This window comes from Magnetospirillum sp. (assembly GCA_027532905.1).
In the GTDB taxonomy this organism is placed as follows: Bacteria; Pseudomonadota; Alphaproteobacteria; order CACIAM-22H2; family CACIAM-22H2; genus Tagaea.
Genome location: JAPZUA010000005.1, coordinates 20,873 through 40,751, shown reverse-complemented (window position 1 = coordinate 40,751; position 19,879 = coordinate 20,873). Strand labels below are relative to the sequence as shown.

At 63.3% G+C, this 19,879-nt stretch carries 17 protein-coding genes; 9 read left to right on the top strand and 8 right to left on the bottom strand.

The window, feature by feature from the left end:
* The first annotated feature begins 61 nt into the window (after positions 1-61).
* Positions 62-940 (top strand): SMP-30/gluconolactonase/LRE family protein, encoded by an 879-nt coding sequence (locus O9320_16795; GenBank protein ID MCZ8312505.1) that lies wholly within the window; start codon positions 62-64, stop codon positions 938-940.
* Here O9320_16795 and O9320_16790 read toward each other — a convergent pair.
* Together O9320_16790 and O9320_16785 are read right to left on the bottom strand one after the other, a co-directional pair.
* Positions 937-1,920: a dipeptide epimerase gene (locus O9320_16790; GenBank protein ID MCZ8312504.1), complete on the bottom strand. Its 984-nt coding sequence runs from the start codon at positions 1,918-1,920 to the stop codon at positions 937-939. The two genes, O9320_16795 and O9320_16790, sit on opposite strands and share 4 nt — an antisense overlap.
* Positions 1,920-2,924 (bottom strand): DUF1611 domain-containing protein, encoded by a 1,005-nt coding sequence (locus O9320_16785; protein MCZ8312503.1) that lies wholly within the window; start codon positions 2,922-2,924, stop codon positions 1,920-1,922. The genes O9320_16790 and O9320_16785 overlap by 1 nt, the downstream gene beginning before the upstream one ends.
* 94 nt (positions 2,925-3,018) lie before the next feature.
* Here O9320_16785 and O9320_16780 point away from each other — a divergent pair, with 94 nt between their 5' ends.
* Complete coding sequence (locus O9320_16780; protein ID MCZ8312502.1) at positions 3,019-4,476, top strand: D-aminoacylase; 1,458 nt, start codon at positions 3,019-3,021, stop codon at positions 4,474-4,476.
* A 5-nt stretch (positions 4,477-4,481) separates the two neighbouring features.
* On the opposite strand, the gene O9320_16775 is transcribed toward O9320_16780, so the two are convergent.
* Positions 4,482-5,108, bottom strand: a complete 627-nt coding sequence (locus O9320_16775; protein MCZ8312501.1) for a LysE family transporter — start codon at positions 5,106-5,108, stop codon at positions 4,482-4,484.
* On the bottom strand, positions 5,105-5,572 hold the full coding sequence (locus tag O9320_16770) for an Lrp/AsnC family transcriptional regulator (GenBank protein MCZ8312500.1): 468 nt from the start codon (positions 5,570-5,572) through the stop codon (positions 5,105-5,107). The genes O9320_16775 and O9320_16770 overlap by 4 nt, the downstream gene beginning before the upstream one ends.
* Before the next feature lie 90 nt (positions 5,573-5,662).
* On the opposite strand from O9320_16770, the gene O9320_16765 reads away from it, so the two are divergent.
* The 3 genes from O9320_16765 to O9320_16755 are packed head-to-tail and all read left to right on the top strand — an operon-like array spanning position 5,663 to position 8,667.
* A complete protein-coding gene (locus O9320_16765; GenBank protein ID MCZ8312499.1) occupies positions 5,663-6,235 on the top strand; it encodes a GbsR/MarR family transcriptional regulator in 573 nt (190 codons plus the stop codon).
* Positions 6,236-6,249: 14 nt separating this feature from the next.
* Positions 6,250-7,629 (top strand): cytochrome ubiquinol oxidase subunit I, encoded by a 1,380-nt coding sequence (locus O9320_16760; GenBank protein MCZ8312498.1) that lies wholly within the window; start codon positions 6,250-6,252, stop codon positions 7,627-7,629.
* Between the two features lie 24 nt (positions 7,630-7,653).
* Positions 7,654-8,667 (top strand): cytochrome d ubiquinol oxidase subunit II, encoded by a 1,014-nt coding sequence (locus O9320_16755; GenBank protein ID MCZ8312497.1) that lies wholly within the window; start codon positions 7,654-7,656, stop codon positions 8,665-8,667.
* Between the two features lie 62 nt (positions 8,668-8,729).
* Here the strand turns inward: O9320_16755 and O9320_16750 are convergent, their stop codons facing one another.
* The 3 genes from O9320_16750 to O9320_16740 all read right to left on the bottom strand — a co-directional run bounded on the left by O9320_16750 (position 8,730) and on the right by O9320_16740 (position 12,389).
* The gene (locus tag O9320_16750; GenBank protein ID MCZ8312496.1) at positions 8,730-10,769 is read right to left on the bottom strand and encodes a HAMP domain-containing methyl-accepting chemotaxis protein; all 2,040 of its coding nucleotides are present in this window, start codon (positions 10,767-10,769) and stop codon (positions 8,730-8,732) included.
* A gap of 18 nt (positions 10,770-10,787) precedes the next feature.
* Entirely contained in the window at positions 10,788-11,156 is a 369-nt protein-coding gene (locus O9320_16745) for a response regulator (GenBank protein ID MCZ8312495.1), read from the bottom strand.
* Positions 11,157-11,267: 111 nt separating this feature from the next.
* The gene (locus tag O9320_16740; GenBank protein ID MCZ8312494.1) at positions 11,268-12,389 is read right to left on the bottom strand and encodes a PAS domain-containing protein; all 1,122 of its coding nucleotides are present in this window, start codon (positions 12,387-12,389) and stop codon (positions 11,268-11,270) included.
* Between the two features lie 171 nt (positions 12,390-12,560).
* On the opposite strand from O9320_16740, the gene O9320_16735 reads away from it, so the two are divergent.
* From O9320_16735 to ppdK, 4 genes are all read left to right on the top strand, one after another.
* Complete coding sequence (locus O9320_16735; protein MCZ8312493.1) at positions 12,561-12,800, top strand: hypothetical protein; 240 nt, start codon at positions 12,561-12,563, stop codon at positions 12,798-12,800.
* A gap of 98 nt (positions 12,801-12,898) precedes the next feature.
* Positions 12,899-13,765, top strand: a complete 867-nt coding sequence (locus O9320_16730; GenBank protein ID MCZ8312492.1) for a glycine--tRNA ligase subunit alpha — start codon at positions 12,899-12,901, stop codon at positions 13,763-13,765.
* Positions 13,758-15,956, top strand: a complete 2,199-nt coding sequence (gene glyS, locus O9320_16725; protein MCZ8312491.1) for a glycine--tRNA ligase subunit beta — start codon at positions 13,758-13,760, stop codon at positions 15,954-15,956. The genes O9320_16730 and glyS overlap by 8 nt, the downstream gene beginning before the upstream one ends.
* An 11-nt stretch (positions 15,957-15,967) precedes the next feature.
* A complete protein-coding gene (gene ppdK, locus O9320_16720; protein MCZ8312490.1) occupies positions 15,968-18,961 on the top strand; it encodes a pyruvate, phosphate dikinase in 2,994 nt (997 codons plus the stop codon).
* A 3-nt stretch (positions 18,962-18,964) separates the two neighbouring features.
* On the opposite strand, the gene O9320_16715 is transcribed toward ppdK, so the two are convergent.
* Positions 18,965-19,843 carry a folate-binding protein gene (locus tag O9320_16715; GenBank protein MCZ8312489.1) on the bottom strand — a complete coding sequence of 293 codons (879 nt, stop codon included), beginning with the start codon at positions 19,841-19,843 and terminating at the stop codon, positions 18,965-18,967.
* Between the last annotated feature and the right edge of the window lie 36 nt (positions 19,844-19,879).

Sequence of the window (19,879 nt, the reverse complement as noted above, 5' to 3'; positions counted from 1 at the left end):
AGATAAATTCACTTCGGTCTTTAGTATTGTTAAGACTATGAAGGTATAGGGGGAAACAAGAATGCAGATCGAAACGCCGGACGTCGAAATCCTGATTGATACGCCGCTCAAAGTCGGCGAAGGCCCGTGCTGGGACGATGCGAGCGGTACCTTGCTGTTCCTCGATATCCTGGCCCCGTGCCTCTATCGCTACGATCCGGCGGGCCGCAAGCTGCAGCGCTACGACATGCCGAGTGCGATCGGCAGTTTCGGCCTGTGCGCCGATGGGCGTGCGGTGGTGGCCCTGCGCTCGGGCGTGCATCTGTTCGATTTCGCGACGCAAAAGCTCGAATTCCTCGTGCATCCCGAGCCCGATCAGCCGGGCAATCGCCTCAATGACGGCAAGGTCGGCCCGGACGGTGCGTTCTGGGTCGGCAGCATGGACGACCGGCCCGAGAAGCAGCCCGTGGCCGCTCTCTACCGCGTCGATGCAAAGGGCGTGTCCACGCGCATGCGCGACGGGCTGATCGTTTCGAACGGACTTGCCTGGAGCCCGGACGGCAAGCGCATGTTCCATTCCGACAGCCGCCAGCGTTTCGTGCAGACCTACGATTTCGACGCGCGCACCGGCGCGATGTCGGGCCAGAAGACGATCCGCATGCTTGAAGAGGCCGACGGCAGGCCCGATGGGGCGGCGTGCGACGCCGAAGGTTTCTATTGGAGTGCGGGCGTGTCGGCCGGGCGCTTGAACCGCATTGCCCCCGACGGGCGCATCGACCGCATTCTGCAATTGCCCGTCGAAGCGCCGACGATGCCGTGTTTCGGCGGGCCCGACGGCAAGACGCTCTACGTGACCTCGCTTACGAGCAATCGCAGCGGACCCACGCAGAACGGGACGCTCCTGCGCCTGCGCGTGGATGTGGCGGGTGCGAAGATCGCGCGTTTCGGCGCGCCGCTTTAGCCCCAAAGCGCCGCGTCGGGCGGTTCGACCGAGCTGCCGTGATAGACGAGACCGGGTGCGCGGTCTTTTGCGAGCAGCAGCGGGCCGTCGATATCGACCCATTCGGCTCCTTGCGCCACGAGATGGGCGGGCGCCATCGACAAAGACGTGCCGACCATGCAGCCGACCATGATCTTGAAGCCGGCGGTGCGCGCGGCCGCGCGCAGTTTCAAGGCTTCGGTGAGGCCGCCCGTCTTGTCGAGCTTGAGATTGACCGCTTCGTACTTGCCCTTGAGATGGGCGAGCGAGGCCACGTCGTGGCACGCTTCGTCGGCGCAGACGGGGACAGGGTGGGCGACCTTGGCAAGATCGCCGTCGCGCTCGGCATGCAGCGGCTGTTCGATCAGATCGACGCCGAGTGCCGCAAGGGCCGGGGCGAATTTCGTATAGGCCGCGATGTCCCATGCTTCGTTGGCATCGACGACCAGGCGCGAGGCGGGGGCCGCTTTGCGCACGGCCGCTACACGCTCGAGATCGCCTTCGCCGGTGAGTTTGATTTTCAAAAGTGGGCGTGCGGCAGCAGAAGCTGCGGCTTCGCCCATCTTCTCCGGCGTGTCGACCGATAGCGTGAACGCGGTGACAACGGCACCCGGATCGGGCAGGCCTGCAAGCTGCCACACGCGCTTGCCCGCTTGTTTGGCTTCGAGATCCCAAAGCGCGCAGTCGAGCGCGTTGCGTGCAGCCCCTGCCGGCATCGCCTGGCCCAAGGCGTCACGGTCGGCCCCGCTTTCGACGAGATTGCGCATGGCTTCGATCGCCGCCATTGAACTTTCGATCGTTTCGCCGTAGCGCGCATAGGGCACGCATTCGCCGCGCCCGGCATGGCCTGCCGCTGCGATACGCACGGAAAGCACCACGGCTTCGGTGCGGCTGCCGCGCGAGATGCGGAACGTGCCGCGGATCGGCCAGACTTCGCGCGCGACCTCGAGCGTGCGGCGCATCAGATCCGCGCCAGCTTCTTGGCGAGTTTTGCCACACCCGTTCGGCTCGGATCTTCGACCGGCAGGCCGAGCCGGTCGGCGAGCGATTTGAGTGCGCGCTCGGCGGCCTTTGCCGTCATTTTCGACGTATTCAGGCTCACGCCGATGCATTTGGCCTTCGGGTTCGTGAGGCGCGCATGTGCAACGTTGACCGCAATGCAGTCCTCGATGCGCGGCAGCTTGTAGTGCGGCAGGCCGCGCATGTGCGGGCGGCCCGGCTCGTGGCACATCACGAGCGCGTCGGCCTGCGCCCCGTGGATCAGTGCGAGCGTCACGCCCGCATAGCTCGGATGGAACAGCGAGCCCTGGCCTTCGATCACATCCCAATGATCGGCAGGCCCTGCGGGCGACAGGGTTTCCACGGCCCCCGCCACGAAGTCCGACACGATCGCGTCGATCGACCAGCCGGAACCGGCAATCAAGATGCCGGTCTGGCCGGTGGCGCGGAACGTGGCTTTGAGCCCCAGCGCCTTCAGCGCTTTTTCAAGGGCCAGCGATGTGTACATTTTGCCGATCGAACAGTCCGTACCGACGGTGAGCACGCGCTTGCCGCTGCGCTTCAGGCCTGTCGCGATCGGGAATTCGCGGTCGGGATGGCGCACGTCGAAAAGCTGGCGGCCGTGTTTCTTGGCGGCTGCCGCGATCTCGGGCACGTCCGACAGGCGATTATGGAGGCCGCTTGCAAGATCAATCCCGGCGGCAAGTGCTTCGAGCAGCACCTTGCTCCAGGCGGGCGAGATGATGCCGCCGCGATTGACCACGCCCACGATCATGGTCTTGGCGCCTTTGCGTGCGGCCTCGCGCACATCCATGTCGGGCACGCCTGCATCGGCCTTGCAGCCGGGCAGGCGCACTTGGCCCAAACATTTCTCCAGCCGCCATTGCGCCACGCCGATCGAGGTTTTGGCCGCGAGCGCATCGGCCGCTTCGCCGAGAAAGAGCAGGTAAGGCGCCTTGATTTCCACCGGATCGATCTCCTGGTTTTGGGGGCAGACGTCGGCGATTAAACGACATTCGCTGCCGCTTTCCAACGGCCTTCGCCTCCGATAGTTTGGTGCGATGAACTACGACACGATCCTCCACGGCGGCAACCTCATCGACGGCACGGGCGCGGCCGCACGCCGCACCGACATTGCCATCGCGGGCGGCCGCATTGCGGCCATCGGCGATCTGGGTGCAGCACACGCCGGATCGCGCATCGACTGCACGGGCCGCATCGTTGCCCCCGGCTTCGTCGATGCGCACACGCACGACGATGCGGCGTTGCTCGACTATCCCGACATGCCGATGAAGACGAGCCAGGGTGTGACGAGCGTCGTGGCCGGCAATTGCGGCGTGTCGCTCGCACCGGTCGATCTCAAAGGCCCGCCGCCGCCGCCGCTCAATCTGCTGGGCGGGCAGAGCGCCTATCGCTTCAAGCGCTTTGCCGACTGGCGGCGCGCTTTCGATACGGCCCCTTCGGCCGTTAATGCGATCGGGCTTGTGGGCCATTCGGCGCTGCGCGTGCAGACAATGGCGTCCCTCGACCGAACGGCGGATGCGGCCGAGATTGCGGCGATGGCGAATCTGCTCGAGGGTGCAATGGCAGACGGCGCGCTCGGCCTGTCGACGGGCTTGGCGTATGCGCCGGCGCGCATGGCCTCCACCCGCGAGATTATCGAGATCGTGCGCGTGGCGGCAGCAGCAGGGGGCATCTACGCCACGCATCTGCGCGACGAAGGCGCGTTCCTCGAAGACTCGGTCGAGGAGGCTTTGACGATCGGCCGTGCCGCGGATTTGCCGGTCGTACTCTCGCACCACAAAGCGGCAGGCCGTCCTTATCACGGCAAAACCAAAAACACGCTGCCGCGCCTCGACGAAGCGCGCCGCGAACAGCGCCTCGCACTCGACATGTATCCCTACATCGCGTCCTCGACCGTGCTGACCTTGGCGCGCGTCGGCGATGCCGCGCGCACGTTGATCGCCTGGTCGAAACCGATGCCGCAGGCCCAGGGGCGGGACCTCGCCGAGCTTGCGGCCGAGCACGGGCTCGGCATCGAGGCCATGTGCGACAAGCTGCAGCCGGCAGGGGCGATCTATTTCGCGATGGACGAAGACGATGTGCGCCGCGTGCTCGCCTGGCCTGAGTCGATGATCGGTTCGGACGGGCTGCCGCACGATACGCATCCGCATCCGCGCCTGTGGGGCACGTTCCCGCGCGTGCTCGGCCACTATGCGCGCGATCTCAAGCTGTTCCCGCTCGAAGAGGCGGTGCGCAAGATGACGAGCCTGCCCGCCAAACGCTTTGGCCTCAAAGATCGCGGCGTGCTGCGGGCGGGGGCCTTCGCCGACATCGCCGTATTCGATGCGGCGGCGATCCTCGACCAGGCGAGTTTCGCCGAACCCAAACGCACCGCGAGCGGCATCGAGCGCGTGTTCGTTAACGGCTCATGCGTGTGGCGGGATGGCGCGCCGACAGGGGCACGTCCGGGCCGTGCTTTGGCGCTCGATCGCGCAGCACTCGATTACGCTGCCTAAACGCTTCAACCGAATGCGTCGGCGAGCATCCAGAGCGCGAACCCGACCAGCAGCAGCGACGCCGATCGGTTGATGAAGCGGAACGCGTTTGGACCGATCCGGTCGCGCAAGGAAGCGATGGTGCCCGACAGCACGATCCACCAGCCGAACGAGCCCAGCACCACGCCCGCGACCAGCGACATTCCAGCGGCGCTCGAATCGCCCGCATCGGCCAGCCCGAGTGCGAGGAACAGGCCGAGGAACGTGACGATCGTGGCGGGGTTCGCGACGGTGAGGAGGAACGTCGCCGCAAATGTGCCCGCAAGCGTGCGCGCATCGACCGAGGCGGCGCGCGCAGCAGGCTCGGCGTTCCAGCCCTTCCAACCGAGCCATAGCAGAAAGGCGGCACCGCCGAGACGGAACCACAGATTGTCGGCCAGAAGATCGCCGAGCAAGGCGGCAAAGCCGAAAGCGGCGATGGCGGCGTAGAGCCCGTCGGCCAAGGCCGTGCCGAGCCCGCCCGCAATGCCGGCCAGCACGCCGTGCGACAGCGTGCGCCTGATGCACAGAATGCCGATGGGCCCGATGGGTGCCGCGATCGACACGCCCAAGATCAGGCCCTTCGTCAAAAAATCGACATCGATGCCGGTCATGGTCCGCACGCCACGACATGCGTATCCTTGGCCGAGGAGAGGGCAATCACCGTTTCCGTGCGCGCCACGCCTGGAACGCGTTTGATGCGCTCGACGATCACGCGCTCGAGTGCGGAATTCGTGGCGACACGGATCTTGAGCAGATACGACCACGCGCCCGTCACGTGATGGCATTCGAGCACGTCGGGCAGGGCTGCCATCGTAGCGACGAAGCCCGCATCGTGTTTGGTGCCCTCGAGGGCGACCGAAACAAATGCCAAGGTCGGCCGCCCGAGTTTTTCCGGATCCGTCGTGATCGACCAGCCGGTGATGATGCCGCCCGCCTCGAGCTTTTTGAGCCGCTCGTTGACGGCCGACACCGACAGGCCGACCGCTGCCGCGGTCCCGGCATAGGAATCGCGCGCGTTTTGCTGAAGATGCGCTATGATTTTTCTGTCGATATCGTCCATGGCCGCAAAATACATGCGTCATCTTCGAGATTCTACAGATTTGTTTTGGTTTGACAGAGGTGGTATTTTCGTGTTTTCAATAATTTCTGAAAATTTGGAAGCGCCATGAATCTGCCCCCTATCGTCCAGTCCTTCGTGCTGCATTTCGGCGAAATGGGTTCGCGCTGGGGAATTGCGCGCACCGTGGGTCAGATCTACGCCGTTCTGTTCGTGTCGGCCGAGCCGCTCTGCGCCGACGATCTCGTCGACCGGCTCGGCATTTCGCGCTCGAACGTGTCGATCGGCCTCAAGGAGTTGCAATCCTGGAATCTCGTGCGGCTGCGCCATGTGCCGAGCGACCGCCGCGAGTTTTTCTCCACGCCCGAAGACGTGTGGGCGATCCTGCGCACGCTCGTCCAGGAGCGCAAAAAGCGCGAGGTCGATCCGACCCTGTCCGTGCTGCGCGATCTGCTGCTGCAGAGCCCTCAGAGCGATGCCGAAGCGCACGCCCAAGCGCGCATGCGCGACATGCTGGCCCCCATGGAACTGCTGACCAAATGGTACGACGACGTCGAGCGGCTTGAGACCGAGCGCTTGATCCAACTCTTGAGCCTCGGTGCGACGATCGTCAAAGCGCTCGACGTCAAAGACCGGCTGTTTGCATTGCCGGGCCGCAAGGCTGCGGCCAAATCCCCCTGATTGGAGACGACCCGATGTTTCCGACGCCTTTCGAAGGTGCCGATCCCGTGCTGCTGGCGCGCATCCAGTTCGCGGCCAACATTTCGTTCCATATTCTGTTCCCGACGATCACGATCGCCCTCGGCTGGTTCCTGCTGTTTTTCAAGCTGCGCTACAACGCCACGCGCCAGGAACGCTGGATGGATGCCTACCGCCTCTACGTGAAGGTGTTTGCCCTCACCTTCGCGCTCGGCGTGGTGTCGGGCATCACGATGAGCTTCCAGTTCGGCACCAACTGGCCCGGCTTCATGAATGCGGTCGGCAACATCGCAGGTCCGCTGCTGGCCTACGAGGTGCTGACCGCCTTCTTCCTTGAGGCGAGCTTCCTCGGCATCATGCTGTTCGGCTTCCGGCGCGTGAAGGACTGGGTGCACACGCTCGCCACGTTCCTCGTCGCGTTCGGCACCACAATCTCGGCTTTCTGGATTCTCGTGCTGAATTCCTGGATGCACACGCCGGCCGGCTTCGAAATGCGCGACGGCGTTGCGCACGCGACCGACTGGTTCGCGATCGTGTTCAACCCGTCGATGCCGTACCGGCTTGTGCATATGCTGCTGGCCTCGGGCCTTACATGTGCGTTTCTGGTGGCGGGCTTGTCGGCTTATCGTTGGCTGCGTGGCGACCGCGGGGCGGACGTCGATGCGGCGATGCGCACCGGTGTTGCGGTCGCTGCCGTCTTGATCCCGCTGCAGATCCTGGCGGGCGACATGCATGGGCTCAACACGCTGAAGCACCAGCCCGCCAAGGTCGCGGCCATGGAAGGCAACTGGACGACCGGCCCCAACGTGCCGCTTGTGCTGTTCGCCATTCCGAACGAAGCCGAAAAGCGAAACGATTTTGCGATCGAGATCCCGAACGGCGCGAGCCTCATTCTCAAACATTCGCCGTCGGGCGTGGTTCCGGGGCTCGACGCGTTCGAGGGCAAACATCCGCCGGTCGCACCCGTGTTCTACGCGTTCCGCGTGATGGTAGGGACGGGACTATTGATGCTTGCGGTCGCTTGGTTCGCGGCGTGGCTGATATGGCGGCGCGGCGGTATTGGGGTTTGGACCGCGCGCGGCCTTGCCGCCATGACGTTGTCGGGTTGGGTTGCGACACTGGCCGGCTGGTACGTGACCGAGATCGGCCGCCAACCCTGGCTCGTCACCGGCGTGCTCGCGACTTCCGACGCGGCGTCGGACGTGCCGGTCGCACTGATCGGCAGTTCGCTTGCGATCTATCTGCTGCTCTACGCCGCGTTGATCGCGGCCTATGTGAGCGTGCTGTTCTATCTTGCGGGCAAGCCTGCAACCGCGATGCCCGAAGACGCGCCCAAGGGCAAACTCATCGCCGCCAGTGCCGCGGCGCGCATCTGAATCCGGAAAAGAGGAGAAACCGCAATGGCGCTTTTCGGCTTCGAACCGGATGTGTGGTTGCCCGTCGCTTTTGCCATCTTGATGGGGGCGTCGATCCTCGCCTACGTGATCCTCGACGGCTACGATCTGGGCGTGGGCATCTTGATGGGCAACGCCACGCGCGAAGAGCGCGACGTGATGGTGGGCTCGATCGGCCCGTTCTGGGATGCCAACGAAACCTGGCTCGTCCTTGGCATCGGCTTGCTGCTCGTGGCGTTTCCGGCGGCACACGGCGTGATCCTCACGGCCCTCTATCTGCCCGTGGCGTTGATGCTCGTCGGCCTCACCTTGCGCGGCGTGGCGTTCGAGTTTCGCGTCAAGGCGCAGTCGGGCTTGCGCGAAATCTGGGACCGCATTTTCGTGGCGGGCTCGCTGCTCGCCGCTGCCACGCAAGGCTACATGCTGGGCTTCTACATCGTCGGCTTCGAGCCGAGCTTTGCCGCGCACGCTTTTGCCGTGCTGACCGGCATTTGCCTGGCTGCCGGCTACGCCTTCATCGGCGCCACTTGGCTCGTGCTCAAAACCGAGGGCGCCTTGCATGATCGCGCGGTCGGCATGGCGCGCACCTGCCTGTGGCTTGCGGCCCTCGGCATGGTGGCGGTGTCGCTGGCCACACCCATCGCCTCGCCGCGAATCTTCGCCAAATGGTTCTCGTTCCCCGAGATCATTCTGCTGGCACCGATCCCGCTCGTCACGGCCGGGCTGTTCCTGGCGCTTTGGATCTTCCTGCGTCGCATGCCGCGCGTCGACCGCAGCCTCGACATCGTGCCGTTCGTGGGGGCTGTCGGGCTGTTTGCGCTCGGCTTTTTCGGTTTTGCCTATTCCTTCTACCCGTATCTCGTCGTCGACCGCATCACCGTGTGGCAGGCGGCGGCGGCTCCCGAAAGCCTAATGCTGATTTTCGTCGGCGCATGCGTGGTGCTGCCGGTCATCGTCGCCTATTCGGCCTTCGCCTATTGGGTGTTCCGCGGCAAGGCGACGGCGTTGCGCTACGATTGAAGCGCGATCCGCACCGCCGCAGATGCCGACGTCTGCGGCGGCAAACGCGGCGCACCTCGCGGTCAGGCGATCTTCTTTACGAGCCCGCGCATTTTTTCGAGATGTTCCGTGTCGAGCGGGAACTGGATCGTCGTCCTGTCGTTTTCGTTCTTGGCCACTCGGCCGCGCAAACGTTCGTTGATCCCGTCGATCGAAATCTCGAGCCCTTCGCCGAGGGCGCAGTTGATCGGCGGCGCCACGATCACGAAGGCTGCCGTAACTTCGGACGCGCGTCCCGACCACGTACCGACTTCCAGCTTTGCAGTGGCATTGGCGGAAATCTTGCGCGGTTCGTACGTGTCGTCGTCGACACCCGTATTCTGCATCGCGGTAAGAAAGGTTTTCACCTCGCGACTCAGCGTTTCGGCTTCGCCGGCCATGTGGTCGGCGCTTGCGTTGACGGTCTGTGCGTTGCCGCTGATCTCCCCCGACTGCGTCTGAATCTTCTGGACGTTCTCCGCGACCCGCAATGCGCTGCCGGAGACGAATGAGACGTTGCGGGAGATCTCCTCGGTCGTCGCATTCTGTTCTTCGATCGCGGCGGCAATTACGGTGATGTATTCGTCGATGCTGCCGACGATCTTGCCGATATTCGCGATCGACGCGGCGGACTGGACGGACGCGTCTTGGATCGACTGTACTTTCTTGGACACGGCGTCCGTGGCACTCGCGGTCTGTTTGGCGAGATTCTTGACCTCGCTCGCGACGACGGCAAAGCCTTTTCCGGCTTCCCCGGCCCGCGCCGCCTCGATCGTCGCGTTGAGCGCCAGCATGTTCGTCTGTTCGGCGATGCCGGTGATCATCTGAACGACCTGCCCGATCTCCGCCGACGTCTGCTGCAGCGCCTTCACGTCGCGTTCGGAGTTCTGGGCGAATTCGACCGCCTGCCGCGTGACCTCCGACGATTTGCTGACTTGGCGCGAGATCTCCCGGATCGAGGCCACCATCTGTTCGGCAGCGGCGCTCAAAGCTTGCGCGTTGACCGACGATTCCTCGGCTTCCGTGGCGACCATCGTCGCCATGCTTTGGGCGTCGCCGCTGCTGCTGCGCATGTTCTGCGACTGTCCGGCCATCTTCTTCGACGCGTCGAGAATCTGGGCGAAAACCGCGCCGATCGTGGAGCCGAATATTCCGACGAGCTGGTTGAGTTCGTTCGCGCGCTGCGCTTGTTTGTTTTTGAGAGCGGTCTGTTCCGCCTCGAGCGCTTCAGCACGCAGCATGTTGGTTTGGAACACCAGCATCGCTTTCGCCATGGAGTCGACTTCGTCTTTGAATTTGGTCGCGGGGATCGGCGTATCGAGCTTGCCGTCCGCGAGACCGGACATCGCGTTGGTCAGGTTCTTCAGCGGAACGGTGATGCTGCGGCCGAGCCAAAATGCGATCATCGTTCCCAGCAAGAACCCGGCGAGACTTGCCGCAACGACGATGTTTTTTGCGATCGTTTCGTCCTCGAGTGCTTGATGCATGGAGTGCGAGACAAAAGCCGCGGACTTTTCGGCGAGATCTTCGAGCGATCTGACCAGTTCTTGCTGGTCCTTCGCGACGCCGACGATCCGGGCATTCAGCCTCGCGGCGGCGTCGGGGGAGCGCAACAGCTCGGCAAACAATTCGCCGACAGTCGAATCGTAGCTTTTGTGCTTTGCCTCGATCGCCTTGAGCGCGCGCTGGAATTCTTTGAGTTGCGTTGCGGCTGCGGCGGGTGGACCGCTCGCCAGCGCCTTGTCGATCAGGCCGAGCGCTTGCAGCAGTTCGGCTTCCGCCTTTTTGGCGTATTTCGCGAACGCCTGGACAGTCGATTCGAAGTTTTCGCCCTCGACCGCGACGGCGACCGAACGGAAACGCAGCGCCTTTTCGAAGAGCATCGCCTGCTCGAGCTGGCTGATCGTCGTTTGCTCGACAAGAAGAGCGAGCGGCAGCTCGAAGCGGTCGACTTCCTCCAGCTCATGCCCGATCTCGGTCATCTTGTAGACGCTTACGCCGCCGACGATGCCGAGCACGAAAAGCAGAAACGCCGCGAGTGCGGACACGCGTTGCCCGATCGCAAACCCGTAAAAAAACGCCATTTTGTGCAGCTCCAGATACTAGGGAATCAGGTTCCGAACGGCCGCCAGCAGATCCGCCTTCGAAAACGGTTTTTCGAGCACGGCGTCGGCCTTTTCCTTCGCCAGCGTCAGCGCCATGGCGGCGGAAACGCCGTTGCCGCCGCCCGAAATCGCCAGGATCGGCACCTTGTTGCCGGCCGCCCGCAACGCCATGATCACTTCTGCGCCGTCGATTTCCGGCATGAGTATGTCCGTTATGATCAGATCGAATTTCGCTGCCTTTGCGGCGCGCAGTCCTTCGGCACCGTCGGAAGCCATCTCGACTTGGTAATCCTGCATCGAGAGAATCATTTCGAGAGATTCGCGAACCCCCTTCATGTCTTCGATCAGCAAAATTTTCTTTTTCATTCTTCTTCCTTGGGAAAATTAAAAACGCAGAGTTAGACATAAACTTAGTACATTGTTGGCACATAAACCACTTCGCGAAGAAGTAAATCTTCTATTTCCCGCTATTATCTTTCAAGCTATTGGAATATATATATAAAAAGTGCTTCCGACTTTCGACTCGCTGACGAAAGCGAGCGTGCCTTCCCATTCCCGCGCCATTCGATACGAGACCGAAAGTCCAAGTCCGGTTCCCTCGCCAGGGGGTTTGGTCGAGAAAAACGGGCTGAAAATCTCGCCGATGTTCTTCTCTTCGATGCCGCAACCGGTGTCTTGAATTCCGATCACGAGGTATGTGCCTACTTTCAGACTGAGTTCCAGCGCCCTTGCCGGACCGATGTCTTCGCGATTCCAAAGAAGCGTCAGCTTGCCCGCGCCTTCCATGGCAAAAATGGCATTGTTCACGAGATTGATGAGCACCTGATAGACGTGGTTTCGGCGGATGCGCACGAACATTTGGTCTTCGGATGAGGTCGCTGCGACGCTCAATTCGAACCCAGTGTTCGCCTGCAGAAGATTTCGCACGAAACGGATGACGTCCTGCCGCAGGATGGCGGCGTCTACGGTTTCGATCTCTGAACTTGCCCGGCGCGAGAACCGCAGCACGTCCTGCGCGACTTTGTCGGCGATATCGACGTTTTCGGTGAGAATCTCCAGGCAGCGTTTGAGCTTGTCTTCGCTCAGCGATTTCCAGTCCTTCAGCAAGTCGCTCATGAGCTTGACCGGCTGCAGCGTATTTTTGATTTCGTGGCTTACGTTGCCCGCCATGCGGCCAAGCGCCTCCATCTTCTGGCGCTCCTGCTCGAACCGTTGGCTCTGGTAGAAATGCGTCACGTCCGACTGCACGCCCAAATACGCGATCAGGATGCCGTCGGAATCGTAGACGGGCGCCATCCGCAGATGGTTGGGGAAGCTTGTGCCGTCTTTTCGGTAGTTGAGGATCTCGATCTCGATCGTCGCGAAAGCGGCGACAGACTCCCGAATGGCGCGTACCGTATTGGGATCGGTACCGGGCCCTTGCAGGAAACGGCAGTTCCGTCCGATGACTTCTTCGCGCGAATACCCAGTGACATTGAGAAAAGCCTGGTTCACGTAGACCAGTTCCATGTCGCCGTCGACGCGCGAAATCGTGTGCGCGATATTGCTGTGCTCGATCGACTTGACCAGAACATCGTTGGTCAGCTGGAAATCTTTCATCGCAATACGATGTTCCTTCTTCGAAAGGGGCTGGTCGATCCGCGCGAACCTACGCGATATGGGGCGCGGGCGGCCAAATTTCAGCGCGTGCCGAAGGCCGTGCAGCAGTGCGGTTCGGCCATCGAATCGGAACCTTGGCGGAACGCCCGCGCCGTCTGCTAGAACCGCCCCATGGAAATCGTCGAATTCGTGCTCGAATATCCATGGTCGCTGGTCGTGGGCGGCGTTGTGGCCGTCTATTTGTATGTCCAGGTAAGGCTCGCCGACGACGAGCCGCGCTCGGCTCCTGAAAAGCCCAAAAGCCTCGAAGGCTACGACGTCGAATGGTGCGTGGCCTGTTCGCTATGGGTGCCCGCCAAAACCCCCTATTGCAGCATTCGCGGCTGCCCGCGCCCGCACCGCTCGCTGTAGCGGATTTACGCCCCGATTCCGTCATTGCCGCAGGGGGGATGGCTGGCTATGTTGCGCCGCAACCGGTAGGAGTCGGCCCCACTTATGAAGCCCCACGGATGAAGCCCCTTAGTTTCCAGGACCTGATTTTGACCTTGCACGCCTATTGGTCGGCGCAGGGCTGCCTCATTTTGCAGCCCTACGACATGGAAATGGGGGCGGGCACCTTCCATCCGGCCACGACGTTGCGGGCACTGGGTCCCAAGCCTTGGAAAGCCGCCTATGTGCAGCCCTCGCGCCGCCCTTCCGACGGGCGCTACGGCGAAAACCCGAACCGGCTCCAGCACTACTACCAGTACCAAGTCATCCTGAAACCGTCGCCCGCGGACGCGCAGGAGCTCTATCTCGGCAGCCTCGCCAAGATCGGGCTCGACGCCAAGCGCCACGACATACGCTTTGTCGAGGACGATTGGGAAAGCCCGACGCTGGGGGCCTGGGGCCTCGGCTGGGAAGTGTGGTGCGACGGCATGGAAGTCACGCAGTACACCTATTTCCAGCAGGTCGGCGGCATCGAGTGCAATCCCGTTGCGGTCGAGTTCACCTACGGGCTCGAGCGCTTGGCGATGTATATCCAAGGTGTGGAGAACGTCTACGACCTCGCTTTCAACAACGAGGGCGTCAAATACGGTGAAGTGTTCCTGCGCGCCGAGCGCGAATATTCGGCGCACAATTTCGAGCACGCGAACACCGACCAGCTCTTCAAGCATTTCCAGGACGCCGAAGCCGAGTGTAAGGCGCTGCTGGAAGCGAAGCTCGCACTGCCAGCCTACGACCAATGCATCAAAGCTTCGCATCGCTTCAATCTGCTCGATGCGCGCGGCGTGATTTCGGTGACCGAGCGCCAAGCCTATATCGGCCGCGTGCGCAACTTGGCCAAGGCCTGCTGCGAAGCGTGGCTCGCGGGCGAAGGTGCGGCCAATGGCTGAGCTGCTGCTCGAGATTCTGTCCGAGGAAATCCCGGCGCGCATGCAAGGTCGTGCGGCCGAGGAATTGAAACGCCTCGTCTGCGAAGGCCTCGGCAAAGCCGGGCTCGAATTTTCGAAGTCCGAAGCGTTTGTCACACCGCGCCGCTTGGCGCTGGTCGTGGATGGCCTGCCGCTGCGCACGCCCGATCTCAAGGAAGAGAAAAAAGGTCCGCGCGTCGGCTCGCCCGACCAGGCTATTGCGGGCTTTTTGAAGGGTGCAGGCCTTGCTTCGCTCGACGCGTGCGAAAAGCGCATGGTCGGAAAGGCCGAGTTCTGGTTTGCGGTCGTCGACAAGAAGGGTGCGGCGACTTCCGAGATTCTGCCGGGCGTGATCGTCGAGGCGATCAAAGCGCTGCCTTGGCCCAAATCGATGCGCGCAGGCACCCAGCGCTTTGCCTGGGTGCGCCCGATGCAGGGCATCGTCGCCCTGCTCGACGGTACTTCGCTCAGCGGCGAATTCGATCTCGGCGGCGACAAGATCGCGTTCGGCAACACGACCGTCGGCCATCGCTTTCTGGCGCCCGCCGCGTTCGCCGTGTCGGGCTTTGCCGACTATCGCGCGAAGTTGGAAAAGGCCTTTGTGATCCTCGATGCAGCCGCACGCCGCGCCAAGATTTCGGCCGATGCGTCCGCCGCAGCCGCAAAGCTGGGCGTGAAACTGCGCGACGATCCGGGCTTGCTCGACGAGGTCGCGGGCCTTGTCGAATGGCCGGTCGTGCTGGCAGGGGCCATCGACGAAAAATTCATGGATGTGCCGGCCGAAGTGCTGGTCACATCGATGCGCGCGCACCAGAAATATTTCGCGACGTTGAATGCGGACGGTTCGCTTGGCCGCCATTTTATTGTCGTGGCCAACATGGTCGCAGAAGACAATGGCGAACTGATTGTCGCGGGCAACGAGCGCGTTTTGCGCGCGCGCCTGTCGGACGCCAAATTCTTCTGGGACCAGGACCGAAAGACCAAGCTCGAAGCGCGTGTGCCTGCGCTGGCATCGCGCGTGTTCCATGCCAAGCTCGGCAAGGTGCTGCAGAAGGTCGAGCGGCTCGAAAAACTCTCGGCCTTCATCGCGGGCAAGATCGGGGCCGACGTTGCCGCCGCAACGCGAGCCGCCCATCTTGCCAAGGCCGATCTGTCGTCCGGCATGGTCGGCGAGTTCCCCGAGTTGCAAGGCATCATGGGCCGCTACTATGCGCGCCACGACGGCGAGAGCGAGCTTGTGGCCAACGCCATCCGCGCGCATTACCAGCCGCTCGGCCCCGGCGACGCATGCCCGTCCGAGCCCGTCTCGGTCGCCGTCGCCTTGGCCGAAAAAATCGACACGCTGGCCGGTTTCTGGAGCATCGACGAAAAGCCGACGGGCTCCAAAGACCCGTTTGCGCTGCGCCGTTCGGCGTTGGGTGTGATTAGGCTAATTCTAGAGAACAAGATTCGCCTTGACCTTGGCAGCGTATTCAAGTGGGCAAGTATCTCTGTCATGGAGCAACGAATGCTCGCGGAATCGGTCAAAAATCTTGACCGAGTTGCGGATGCAATGAAAGCCGCGGGCATGGCTGAGTCGCCCTACTCGACTCGGAGCATGGGATTGGACATGCAAACGCGCGGGTCCTTGTCCGCGAACCGCGAGTCTTTTGAACTTTTGGATTTTTTCGCCGACCGTCTGAAAGTGTCGCTCAAGGAAAAGGGCGTGCGGCACGATCTGATCGATGCGGTGTTTGCCCTCGGCGACGAGGACGATCTTGTGCGGCTGCTCGCCCGCGTCGAAGCGCTCGGCGCGTTCTTGGCAAGCGACGATGGCGCCAATCTTCTGATCGCGGCACGGCGCGCATCGAACATTGCGGGCATCGAGGCCAAGAAGGACGGTGCATCGTACGACGCACCCGTCGATGCGGGCCTGCTCGCGCAGGCGGAAGAAACAGAGCTTTTCGCGCGTTTGTCGGAGGTGGAAGCTTCCGTGCGCAAAGCCGTCGGGGTGGAAGATTTTGCGGCCGCGATGCGCGCTTTGGCGTCGCTGCGCGGCCCCCTCGACGCGTTCTTCGACAAGGTCACCGTCAATGCCGACGACGCGGCCTTGCGCGCGAACCGTCTCAAACTGCTGTCGCAGATCCGCCGCACCACGATGCTGGTGGCGGATTTTGCGCGTATCGAAGGCTAGAGGAAAAAACCATGGCGAAGTGGGTCTATTCGTTCGGCGGCGGCAAGTCGGAAGGCAAGTCCGAGATGCGCAACCTGCTCGGCGGCAAGGGGGCGAACCTCGCCGAGATGAGCAATCTGGGCCTGCCCGTACCGCCCGGCTTCACGATCACCACAGAAGTGTGCACGCATTTCTACGCCAACAAGCGCAGCTACCCGGCCGAGCTGAAGGCGCAGACGGCGGCGGCCTTGGGCGCGGTCGAGAAGATCGTCGGCCGCAAATTCGGCGACGCCAAAAAGCCGCTGCTCGTGTCGGTGCGCTCGGGCGCACGCGCCTCGATGCCGGGCATGATGGATACGGTGCTCAATCTCGGCCTCAACGACGCCACCGTCGAAGGGTTGGCACGCGAAAGCGGCGATGCGCGCTTCGCGTTCGACAGCTATCGCCGCTTCATCCAGATGTATGGCGGCGTTGTGCTCGACATTGCCCACCACCATTTCGAAGAACTGCTCGAACACGCTAAATCCGACCGCGGCTACGCGCTCGACACCGAGATGACGGCCGAAGACTGGAAAGAACTCGTCGTCGAATACAAGGCGATGGTCGAAAAGGAACTCGGCCGACCCTTCCCGCAGGATCCGCAAGAGCAATTGTGGGGTGCGATCGGGGCCGTGTTCGTGAGCTGGATGAACGACCGTGCGATCACCTATCGCCGCCTCTACCAGATCCCCGAAGAATGGGGCACGGCCGTCAATGTGCAGGCGATGGTGTTCGGCAATATGGGCGGCGACTGCGCCACCGGTGTCGCCTTCACACGCGATCCGTCGACCGGCGAAAACGCCTTCTACGGCGAGTTCCTGATCAACGCGCAGGGCGAAGACGTGGTCGCGGGCATCCGCACGCCGCAGCAGCTCACCAAAGCGGGCCGCGAGAAGCAGGGGGCCAAGCTTCCGTCGATGGAAGAAGCGATGCCCGAGACCTACGCCCAGCTCGTCGCGATCCGCACGCGGCTCGAGCGGCATTATCGCGACATCCAGGACATCGAATTCACGGTCGAAAAAGGCGTGCTCTACATGCTGCAGACGCGCAGCGGTAAGCGCACGGCGGCAGCGGCCTTGCGCATCGCGGTCGAGATGGCCGAAGAAGGCCTCATCGACCGCAAGACGGCCGTTTCGCGCATTGACCCCTCGAGCCTCGACCAGCTCCTGCATCCCACGCTCGACCCCAAGGCCCCGCGCACATTGTTGTCGCGTGCCCTTCCGGCATCGCCGGGGGCTGCGTCCGGCATCGTGTGCTTCTCGGCCGACGAGGCCGAAGCGCTCGCGGCCGGCGGCAAGTCGGTCATCCTCGTGCGCATCGAAACGAGCCCCGAAGACATCCACGGCATGCATGCCGCACGCGGCATCCTCACCACGCGCGGCGGCATGACGAGCCATGCCGCAGTCGTGGCGCGCGGCATGGGCCGTGCGTGCGTGGCGGGGGCCGGCGAAATCCGCGTCGACTACGCAGCCAAGACCATGAGCATTCGCGGCCGAACGATCGCGGCAGGCGAAGCCATTACGATCGACGGCGGGACGGGTGAAGTCTTCGCGGGCGAAGTGCCGACCGTGCAGCCCGAATTGTCGGGCCATTTCGCGCGCATCATGGAATGGGCCGACAGCTACCGCCGCATGAAGGTGCGCACGAACGCCGAAACGCCGCTCGATGCGCGCACCGCGCGCCGCTTCGGGGCCGAAGGGATCGGCCTCTGCCGCACCGAGCACATGTTCTTCGAGCCGTCGCGCATCTTGGCGGTGCGCGAGATGATCGTGGCGGACGACGCGCCCGCGCGTGCGGCGGCATTGGCCAAGATCATGCCGTTCCAGCGCGCCGACTTCGTCGAGTTGTTCGAGATCATGGCGGGCCTGCCCGTGACGATCCGTCTGCTCGATCCGCCGCTGCACGAATTCCTGCCGCATTCGGAAGCCGATTTTGCCGAGCTTGCGCGCACGACGGGCAAGAGCGTTGCCGAAGTGAAGGCGCGCGCCGAGAAGCTCACCGAAACGAACCCGATGCTCGGCCATCGCGGCTGCCGCCTCGCGGTCACGTATCCCGAAATCTACCAGATGCAGGTGCGCGCGATTTTCGAAGCGGCCATTCTGGTCGCCAAAGCCAAGGGCGAGACGGTGATACCCGAAATCATGATCCCGCTCGTGGCCGTGCGCCGCGAGCTCGACGTGATGCGCGATCACATAGCCAAGGTGGCCGAAGAAGTGCGCGCTGCCACTGGCCAAGCGGTCGAATATTCGCTCGGCACCATGATCGAGCTGCCGCGTGCGGCCCTGCGCGCGGCCGAAATCGCGGAGACGGCCGAGTTCTTCTCGTTCGGCACCAACGACCTCACGCAGACGACGTTCGGCCTGTCGCGCGACGATGCGGCGAATTTCCTCGGCGCTTACGAGCAGCAGAAGATCCTCGTGCGCGACCCGTTCGTGACCCTCGACCAAGAGGGCGTGGGCGAGCTCGTGAAGATGGCTTGCGCGCGCGGCCGCACCACACGGCCCGACATCAAGCTCGGCATCTGCGGCGAGCATGGCGGCGATCCGGCCTCGATCCAGTTCTGCGAAACGGCCGGGCTCGACTACGTGTCGTGCTCGCCCTACCGCGTGCCGATCGCGCGTTTGGCGGCGGCTCAGGCTGCCTTGCAGGAATCGGCCAGTGCCGCGTCGCTCGTCAAGAAACCGGCCGCCAAGAAATCGGCGCCGGCGCTCGACCGTCATGCGCGCGTGCGCTTGGATGCCGGTCGCCGCAGTGCCGCACGCCCCGCACCGGGACGCGCCGCACCGCTCGCGCGCCTCGCGGTCTCCAAGAAGCCGCCTGTGAAGAAGCCTGCCGCCAAGAAGCCCGTCGTGAAGAAGTCGACTGTGAAAAAGGCGCCGGTCAAAAAGGCGGCCGCGAAAAAGGCACCGGTCAAGAAAGCGCCGATCAAGAAGAAGCCAGCGCCGAAGGCAAAGCCCAAAACGAAGGCCAAGTCGAAGCGCAAATAGCGCCTAGAAATTCGCCCAGGCGGGCTTGTGGGCGACAAGTTTGGCCTCGCCCGCGACGAGCGGGCTTGGTTTGTCGAGCGCTTCGAGGCGCAGCAAGGCGAGGCCTTGGCTGCCGGCACTCGAGCGCATTTCGCCGACATCCGTGCCGTCCAAGCGGATCGGCGTGCCGATCGCAGGGGCAGGGCCTTCGATCGTCACAGGCAGCAGGCGCTTTTTGACGAGGCCGCGATATTTCATGCGCGCGGTCACTTCCTGGCCGACATAGCAGCCTTTTTTGAAGTCCACGCCGCCGAGTTCTTCGAAACCGTTTTCAAGCAGCAACGCGTCTTCGACAGCAAGATCGCGGCTGCCGTCCGGCACGCCATGCGACAGGCGCAGCGCTTCGTACGCGTCGAGCGTGCCGGGGGCAAACGCTGCGGCGATTTCCGTGAGGCGCGCGGCGGGCACGAGGGCACGCACGCCCAAGGCGGCCAAGCGCGGATCGACATAGACGATGCCGTCGCCCTGTTCCTTGGCGGCACCTGCTGTGTCGGGCAGGCCGAAAGCTTCGGCGGCACCCTCGCCCCAGAAGGTGGCGGCGACGAAGCTGTCGTCGGCAACGAGTTCGATCTTGGCGCGCAGCTTGTAGATTTTGAGGCGGCGCAGCAGATCGTCGCGCCGTGCCGCTTCGCAGTCGAGCAGCACCGTCTCGCCGAGGGCTCCCATGAAAAACTCGTGCAGGAAGCGCCCCTGTGCCGTCAAAAAGCCCGCATGCAGCGCGCGATCAGACGCGATCTTGGCGGCATCGCTTGAGACAAGGCCCTGCAGAAAGCCGATACGGTCGGGCCCGGCGATGCGCAAGACGGCACGGGCGGGAAGGGGGGCGAAAAAGCGGGCGGACATGGCGGCAGCTCCGATGCGGGGGCGGGCTCGATCCCT